Source organism: Ferroglobus sp., assembly GCF_015521575.1.
GTDB lineage: Archaea > Halobacteriota > Archaeoglobi > Archaeoglobales > Archaeoglobaceae > Ferroglobus.
In genome coordinates, this window is record NZ_WANY01000078.1 from 1 (window position 1) to 5,852 (window position 5,852).

Below are 5,852 nucleotides of genomic sequence, written 5' to 3' on the forward strand. Positions count from 1 at the left end.
TGGAGTGTCTTTGGGTTGTCAATTCACTCAAAAGGAAAGGCAAGTTCGATCGCGATACTTTCGAAACTGGAATCATAAGTATATTCGAATGTTATGCTAAAGCTGAGATTAACGCTGAAATCGTTCTGAAAGCTTTTGAAATCTATGAGATGGGTCATAAAGACATTATTGATTGCATTCTTTACTCAATTGCCTTAAGCAACAACATGAAGTTTGCAAGCCTGGATAACGAGCTGAAAGGGTTTGTAAAGAATAATGATTTAAAATACGTATTTTTTGAATGAAGTAACCGGTAAAAGACTACTGTCAGAATCGGAGTAGTAAATCATTTTAAATTTGACCATCTTAATTCCTGAAAATGAACGTGGGCATCGATAATTTTTCAGAGTGTCTAAGATGCTTTGATAGCTGCGACGTGCAAACACTACAGGATAAAGAAGATTGCAACTTTTGATGAAGATTTTGGGAGGGTAGATTTTCTGGAAGTTTAATCTAAATCACTCTGACGACAGAAGTTTTTAATGAAGAAGTAGAAGGTTCGTTAAATCCTCAACCTCTTCAGTTTTTCTATTCCAGCTCTTAACCTTTCTTCTTCCATATCTCTTTCTTAAATGCATCTCAGCCAGTTTTCTAAGCTCCCTTTCGATATCTGGCTCCTGTCCAATTAAGTTCTCCTGCTCAAGCGGTTCTCTTCTGATGTTGTAAAGTTTATCTCCTCTGTCTGGATTGACCATCAGTTTCCACTCCCTGTCTCCAATCGTAATTCTAAAGCCTTCTTCGAGTTTGTTTTCAACTATCGGAGGAGAGTATTCGACATCTTCAAGCAAGCTCGGTTGAGGAAACTCGTTCTCAACCCCGGCAAGCCCGGAGATTGTTTTAACTTTGAACATAATTCTGGGGGAAATGTTTTTAGTTTGATTGGACAATTTTCAATCGGTGCTGACCATGGGCGAGGGAGTTTACGTAGGGTTATGTTTCCCCAAAGATATAACAAAAATCCTTGGAGTGAAAAATTTGGAAGACGAAACAAAACTTCTCGTCGCCATAGAACTCTATCGTGAAGGGACGGTTTCCCTCGGAAAAGCTGCTGAGATAGCCGATTTGAGTATCAGAGAATTTCTGTACGAGCTGAGGAAAAGGGATGTACCATTCAATTATGATCTGGAAGAGCTACAAAAAGATATGGATGTTATTGGGGAGCTATAATGATCGTTGTTTCAAACACAAGTCCTTTGATTGTCCTGTCCAACATTGGGGAGTTTGAAATCCTTCGCCACCTTTTTGATAGAGTAATAATTCCAGAAGGTGTTGCAGAGGAGTTCGGCGATCCCGTCCCTGAGTGGATTGAAGTTAGAGGAGTAAAAAACAGAGTTCTGGTAGATTTGCTCAGAGAAAAGCTTCATAAAGGCGAAGCTGAGGTAATAGCCCTGGCCATTGAATTGAACGCAGGGTTGGCAATTATTGACGACAAGGCAGCAAAAAACACAGCTCAATCTCTTCGATTGAAAGTCATAGGAACTGTCGGACTGATTCTTCTCGCGAAGAGAAAGGGCCATTACAATGAAGTAGGACCAGTAATTGAAAAACTTGTAAAAAGAGGTTTCAGACTGGGCAAAAAACTTGTAGAACTAATTCTGAAAGAAGCTGGAGAACTTTGAAAATCTGAATACTGTCTCTTCTAAGATTTCGAGTAGTTTCTCCTGAGTTTTGCATCCCTATATCCCCTTCAACATCTTCGTTATGCTTTTCAGCCTCTCTTCTTCTGTTCCCCTCTTCAGATGCGCTTCTGCCAGCTTTCTCAGTTCCTTCTCCACGTCAGGCTCCCGTCCAATCAGATTCTCTCGTTCAAGCGAGTTTTTCTGACGTTGTAAAGCCCATCTTCTCTGTCCGGATTGACCATCAGCTTCCATTCTCTATCTCTAACAGTAATCCTGTAACCTTCTTCAAGCCTGTTCTCGACTATCGGAGGAGAGTATTCGACATCTTCAAGCAAGCTCGGTTGCGAGATTATGGACTGCCAAAAATAACATCTCCACATTATAAATGGCAACGAAACTCTCTAACCAGCTCTGAACGGAATCAAATGAACTCCTGAAAGGAAATCTATTCCAGAACCTCTTTGTCCTTCCTTTTAGTAAAGAAAAGAATCTCTCTACTGCATTTCTCTCTCCAAAGGTTTCATGTTTACAATCCAATCCCGCTCTCTTTCTGTCCCTCCGAAAGACTCTTTTAGACTTTATTTCTTCGATTAACTGCTGGATTGAGGGTTGCATGGTTTGTATTCTGGTTTTTTAATTTTTTAATGTTATTCTTGACAGTGTCGTCCAGTCAATGTTATCCGCAAGTCTGCAAAGGAATCGGAATTGCCGAAAAAGTCTGTAATGGGTGTAACAAGATGCATCGTTCGTGAACAAACAGTCACAGCATCCACCTTACGTAAGACCCGAGAAAGACCGCAAGAACGCCAAGGAACAGGTTCATGTACGCCATCAATTTAAATACTTTCACGGCTGATTTTACCTCTTCCAAGTTTTTGAGAGCTTCGCCTACATATCCTATCGGTTTAAATCTTTCCAAAACCGAAATGCCGTGGGGTGATTTCTTAATTTCCTCTGTCAAGTCCCTCCAGGCTTTATGTACTCCAGCATGAACGCCATCTTTCCACATCTTGCTCGTTGAAAAGTCGTAAACGAGTCCGAAAACGCTAACAAGAACTCTGCTCTTATCATCTATTCTGTCAAATTTTTCGAGTTTCGCCAGATTTACCTTCGAAATCAAAGCCGGGTTCACCTGAGCTTCTTTGAACTTCCTGTTGAGGCTGAAGGTGAGCAGAACTGCCGTTGAGACCATGAAAAGGTATATGAAAATTTTAACGAGAACGATTTTTCCGCTTTCAGTAGTCAAAAGCTCTTCTACGGAGGAATACTTGAAATACGTGAGTAAAAAACCGCTGATTCCCGTGCAGAATATGCCTATCCAACCGAGCAGCAACTCTTTCTTAGGAGCCCCTCCAGCGACGACTATGTCGGGAGTTAGGATTACGTGAACGAAGATTATAGCACCCACCCAGAAAACGGCTGAAAACAAATGGAGAGATCCGACAATAAAGGCAAGCTCTCTGCTTATGCTGAACGAAAACTCCTTTTTCATTTTGAACTCTTTGCCGAATTCGTTCAAGTCTCCCGTTTTGGGATTTGTATGGCAAGCTGTGCATTCAAGTCCGGTCTCTTCCGAATACTTTGGGAGAGCATTAGCCGGAAAGATCAAAAGCAGAATTATCGCTATGATTAAAACTCTCATGACGGAGATATTATCGGGTAAACCAATAAAACTTTTCGTAACTTCTGAAAGATTTAGGGAAAAGGGTAATACGAAATTACATATGAAATTTATTTCATGTGTGCGAAAGTTATTGAGGAATTTAGGGAAGACCACAGGGTTGTGAGAGATAGCTTGATAGAGCTCGCGTCAGCCTTAGAGAGAAAGGAGATAGACAAAGCCAGAGAAGTTCTTGAAAGGCTGAACAAGCTCCTTGGACCTCACTTCAGGTTTGAAGAGGAGAAGCTTTACCCCACTCTCAGGAAGTTTCTCGGAGAGTACGTTGACAAGCTCTTGGAAGAGCACGACACAGCAATAAGTTCCGCTAAGGAATTAGCTGAACTTCTCTCCAAAGAGGACATTTCCGACGAGGAAGCAAAAGAGGCGGCAAGTAAAGTCAGAGGTTTGCTCGTTCACGTTTCCAACTGCGACGGACTTGCGATACTTGCGGAAAGGTTGAGCGAGGAAGAGATAAAAGATCTCGAAAAGACGTTCTCGGAGTTCAGAAGCGAAGGTGTCCCTCTTTTGGAGTGGGCTGAAAAAATAAGGGTTAAAGCATGAAAAACGTTTCCATTATTTTTCATTCCGGCTTTTATGACAGAGTGCACCATGGATTATCCATAGCTCTCTCAGCTCTTCTCATGGGCGGGAAGGCTAAACTCTACTTCACCCACGCTTCGTTGAAATACGTGAAAAAAGGAGCAAAACCAAGCGAAGAAATTGTTGTGGAAGGAGACGAGCATTACGCTGAAAGATACATATCCAACTTGAAAGAGGGGCACATTGAGGAGCTTGAGGAGGTGATAAAGTACTGTAAAGATGTCGGAGCTGAGATTTACGTTTGTCCGGCTTCGATGGCAATGCTCAACATCTCAAGAGACGAGCTGATTGACGAAGTTGACGAGGTAATCGGGCTGTCAGATTTCATTAACAGATCGAAAGATTTTGACTTGATATTTATTTAACTTTGTGCGATTACAGGAAAGAAACGAATTTTTTATATATTCCTCATTAAATCTGAGAATATGTTCAAAGCCCCCTACACGACCCATCCGGTGAGGCTGCACATTTATTCCCACGACATTACATCACCTCCCTGGATTTTTAAAAAGCTTATTAAGGAAGCTGATGTGGTTGTTCAGCCAAGAAATGAAGAGGATCTCGTTGAAATTCTCGAATACGCTAAGGAGAACAAGATGCCCATAGTCCCGAGGGGGGCTGCAACTTCCGGTTACGGTGGAGCTGTGCCGTATAAAGGAGGAATAATCGTAGATTTCTCGAAAATGAACAAGTTTGAAGTGGACGAGGATGAGGGGATTTTAATATCCCAGCCAGGAGCCGTTTGGCTCGATGTAAAAAAAGAGGTTGAGAAGAAGGGATTTTCTCTCAAGGTGTACCCGACGAGCGCACCTTCTTCAACAGTCGGAGGATGGATTTCTCAGGGTGGATACGGCATCGGGAGTTTTAAGTACGGGGCGATATGGGAAAATGTCGAGAAAATTAGAGTTCTCGACTTTAGGGGATTCAGAGAAACATCCAACCTCCTCTTCTACTCCGGTCTTTGTGGAACGACCGGATTGATAACCAAGGCTTGGGTAAAGCTAAAGGATTACGTCGAGCATAGGAAATACGCTCACAACACCGACGCTGGGATAATAATGAAGACTGTCAAAGCCCGTCCGCCAAAACTCACCACGATTCTCCTCTACGGTCACAAAACGATGGAGCTTAAAAAGGAGATAGAAGATCCCTCTCTTCCCGAATTCAGTGCAGCCATATTCGAGTACGAGGATCCAAACGTGAACGAAAACGAACTCGGAGAAAAACTCTGGAGCAAGGTTTTTTATCCCCTAAGAATTAAAAGAAAAGGTCCGAGCCTAATAGTTAGCGAGGTTTTTCTCTCCTACGCAACTGCCGAAGACTACATTTACTGGCTTGAGAACGAAGAAATCCCCTACGAAGTGCTCTTCGCTAAAAGAGGTGCGGCAGTTTTGGCTATGTTCTTCGAGGACGAGAGGAAATTCGGTTACACTTTGGCTTGGAGGAAAGCCCTAAAAGTGATGAGAGTCGCTGAAAGAAAGTACAAAGCTATCCCGTACTCCGTAGGCATGTATTTGGCTCATAAAGCCAAGAAATACTTCGAAAATTACGACGAACTTCTTGAATTGAAAAAACTCGTTGATCCGTACAACTTGCTGAACCCCGGAAAAGTTTTTCCCTCCGCACTGAGCTTCATAGCAAAGATAGCAAACATGGTGGTGATATGAAGTTCGAGAAGCTCGTAGAGGACGAGGCTTTCATCTGCGCTCAGTGCAATTTCTGCAGGGTTTGTCCAGCGTTCAAACACGAAAACTGGGAGAGCGCATCACCAAGAGGAAGAATCTACCTAATAAGGAGTCTGCTGAAAGGGGAGATAAAACCAGAAGATTTGGATGATGTGATACTCCAAGACTTTTTTAAATGCACAACCTGCGGAGAGTGCGAGGTGGTTTGTCAAACTGAAATTCCCCTCATAGATGTTTGGGAGAAAGCAA

Annotated in this window: 10 protein-coding genes and 2 pseudogenes; 8 read left to right on the forward strand and 4 right to left on the reverse strand. The window is 42.5% G+C overall.

Annotated features, from left to right (window positions below; all coding sequences use genetic code 11):
* Together F7C14_RS03430 and F7C14_RS03435 are read left to right on the forward strand one after the other, a co-directional pair.
* Positions 1–284, forward strand: a 284-nt coding sequence (locus F7C14_RS03430) for a PIN domain-containing protein (RefSeq protein ID WP_290899959.1), incomplete at its 5' end; no start/stop codon positions are given.
* Positions 285–395: 111 nt separating this feature from the next.
* Positions 396–491, forward strand: a pseudogene (locus F7C14_RS03435) (PIN domain-containing protein); the annotation flags it as partial.
* A gap of 27 nt (positions 492–518) precedes the next feature.
* On the opposite strand, the gene F7C14_RS03440 reads toward F7C14_RS03435, so the two are convergent.
* The gene (locus F7C14_RS03440; RefSeq protein WP_290899962.1) at positions 519–890 is read right to left on the reverse strand and encodes a hypothetical protein; all 372 of its coding nucleotides are present in this window, start codon (positions 888–890) and stop codon (positions 519–521) included.
* Positions 891–945: 55 nt separating this feature from the next.
* Between F7C14_RS03440 and F7C14_RS03445 the strand changes: the two genes are divergently transcribed.
* Both F7C14_RS03445 and F7C14_RS03450 read left to right on the forward strand, forming a co-directional pair.
* Positions 946–1,206: a UPF0175 family protein gene (locus F7C14_RS03445; protein ID WP_290899975.1), complete on the forward strand. Its 261-nt coding sequence runs from the start codon at positions 946–948 to the stop codon at positions 1,204–1,206.
* Complete coding sequence (locus tag F7C14_RS03450; RefSeq protein WP_290899963.1) at positions 1,206–1,658, forward strand: DUF3368 domain-containing protein; 453 nt, start codon at positions 1,206–1,208, stop codon at positions 1,656–1,658. Before F7C14_RS03445 ends, F7C14_RS03450 begins: the two co-directional genes overlap by 1 nt.
* A 173-nt stretch (positions 1,659–1,831) precedes the next feature.
* Here F7C14_RS03450 and F7C14_RS03455 read toward each other — a convergent pair whose 3' ends face one another.
* The 3 genes and pseudogenes from F7C14_RS03455 to F7C14_RS03465 form a co-directional block, all read right to left on the reverse strand.
* A complete protein-coding gene (locus F7C14_RS03455) occupies positions 1,832–2,050 on the reverse strand; it encodes a hypothetical protein (protein WP_290899977.1) in 219 nt (72 codons plus the stop codon).
* Positions 2,051–2,099: 49 nt separating this feature from the next.
* Positions 2,100–2,198: pseudogene (locus F7C14_RS03460) on the reverse strand (IS6 family transposase); the annotation flags it as partial.
* A 220-nt stretch (positions 2,199–2,418) separates the two neighbouring features.
* Complete coding sequence (locus F7C14_RS03465; RefSeq protein WP_290899965.1) at positions 2,419–3,300, reverse strand: hypothetical protein; 882 nt, start codon at positions 3,298–3,300, stop codon at positions 2,419–2,421.
* 96 nt (positions 3,301–3,396) lie between these two features.
* Here F7C14_RS03465 and F7C14_RS03470 point away from each other — a divergent pair, with 96 nt between their 5' ends.
* The 4 genes from F7C14_RS03470 to F7C14_RS03485 all read left to right on the forward strand — a co-directional run.
* A complete protein-coding gene (locus F7C14_RS03470) occupies positions 3,397–3,879 on the forward strand; it encodes a hemerythrin domain-containing protein (RefSeq protein WP_290899967.1) in 483 nt (160 codons plus the stop codon).
* Positions 3,876–4,283 carry a DsrE/DsrF/DrsH-like family protein gene (locus tag F7C14_RS03475; RefSeq protein ID WP_290899969.1) on the forward strand — a complete coding sequence of 136 codons (408 nt, stop codon included), beginning with the start codon at positions 3,876–3,878 and terminating at the stop codon, positions 4,281–4,283. The genes F7C14_RS03470 and F7C14_RS03475 overlap by 4 nt, the downstream gene beginning before the upstream one ends.
* Before the next feature lie 60 nt (positions 4,284–4,343).
* On the forward strand, positions 4,344–5,585 hold the full coding sequence (locus F7C14_RS03480; RefSeq protein WP_290899971.1) for an FAD-binding oxidoreductase: 1,242 nt from the start codon (positions 4,344–4,346) through the stop codon (positions 5,583–5,585).
* Positions 5,582–5,852, forward strand: a 271-nt coding sequence (locus F7C14_RS03485; protein WP_290899973.1) for a (Fe-S)-binding protein, incomplete at its 3' end; no start/stop codon positions are given. The genes F7C14_RS03480 and F7C14_RS03485, both read left to right, overlap by 4 nt.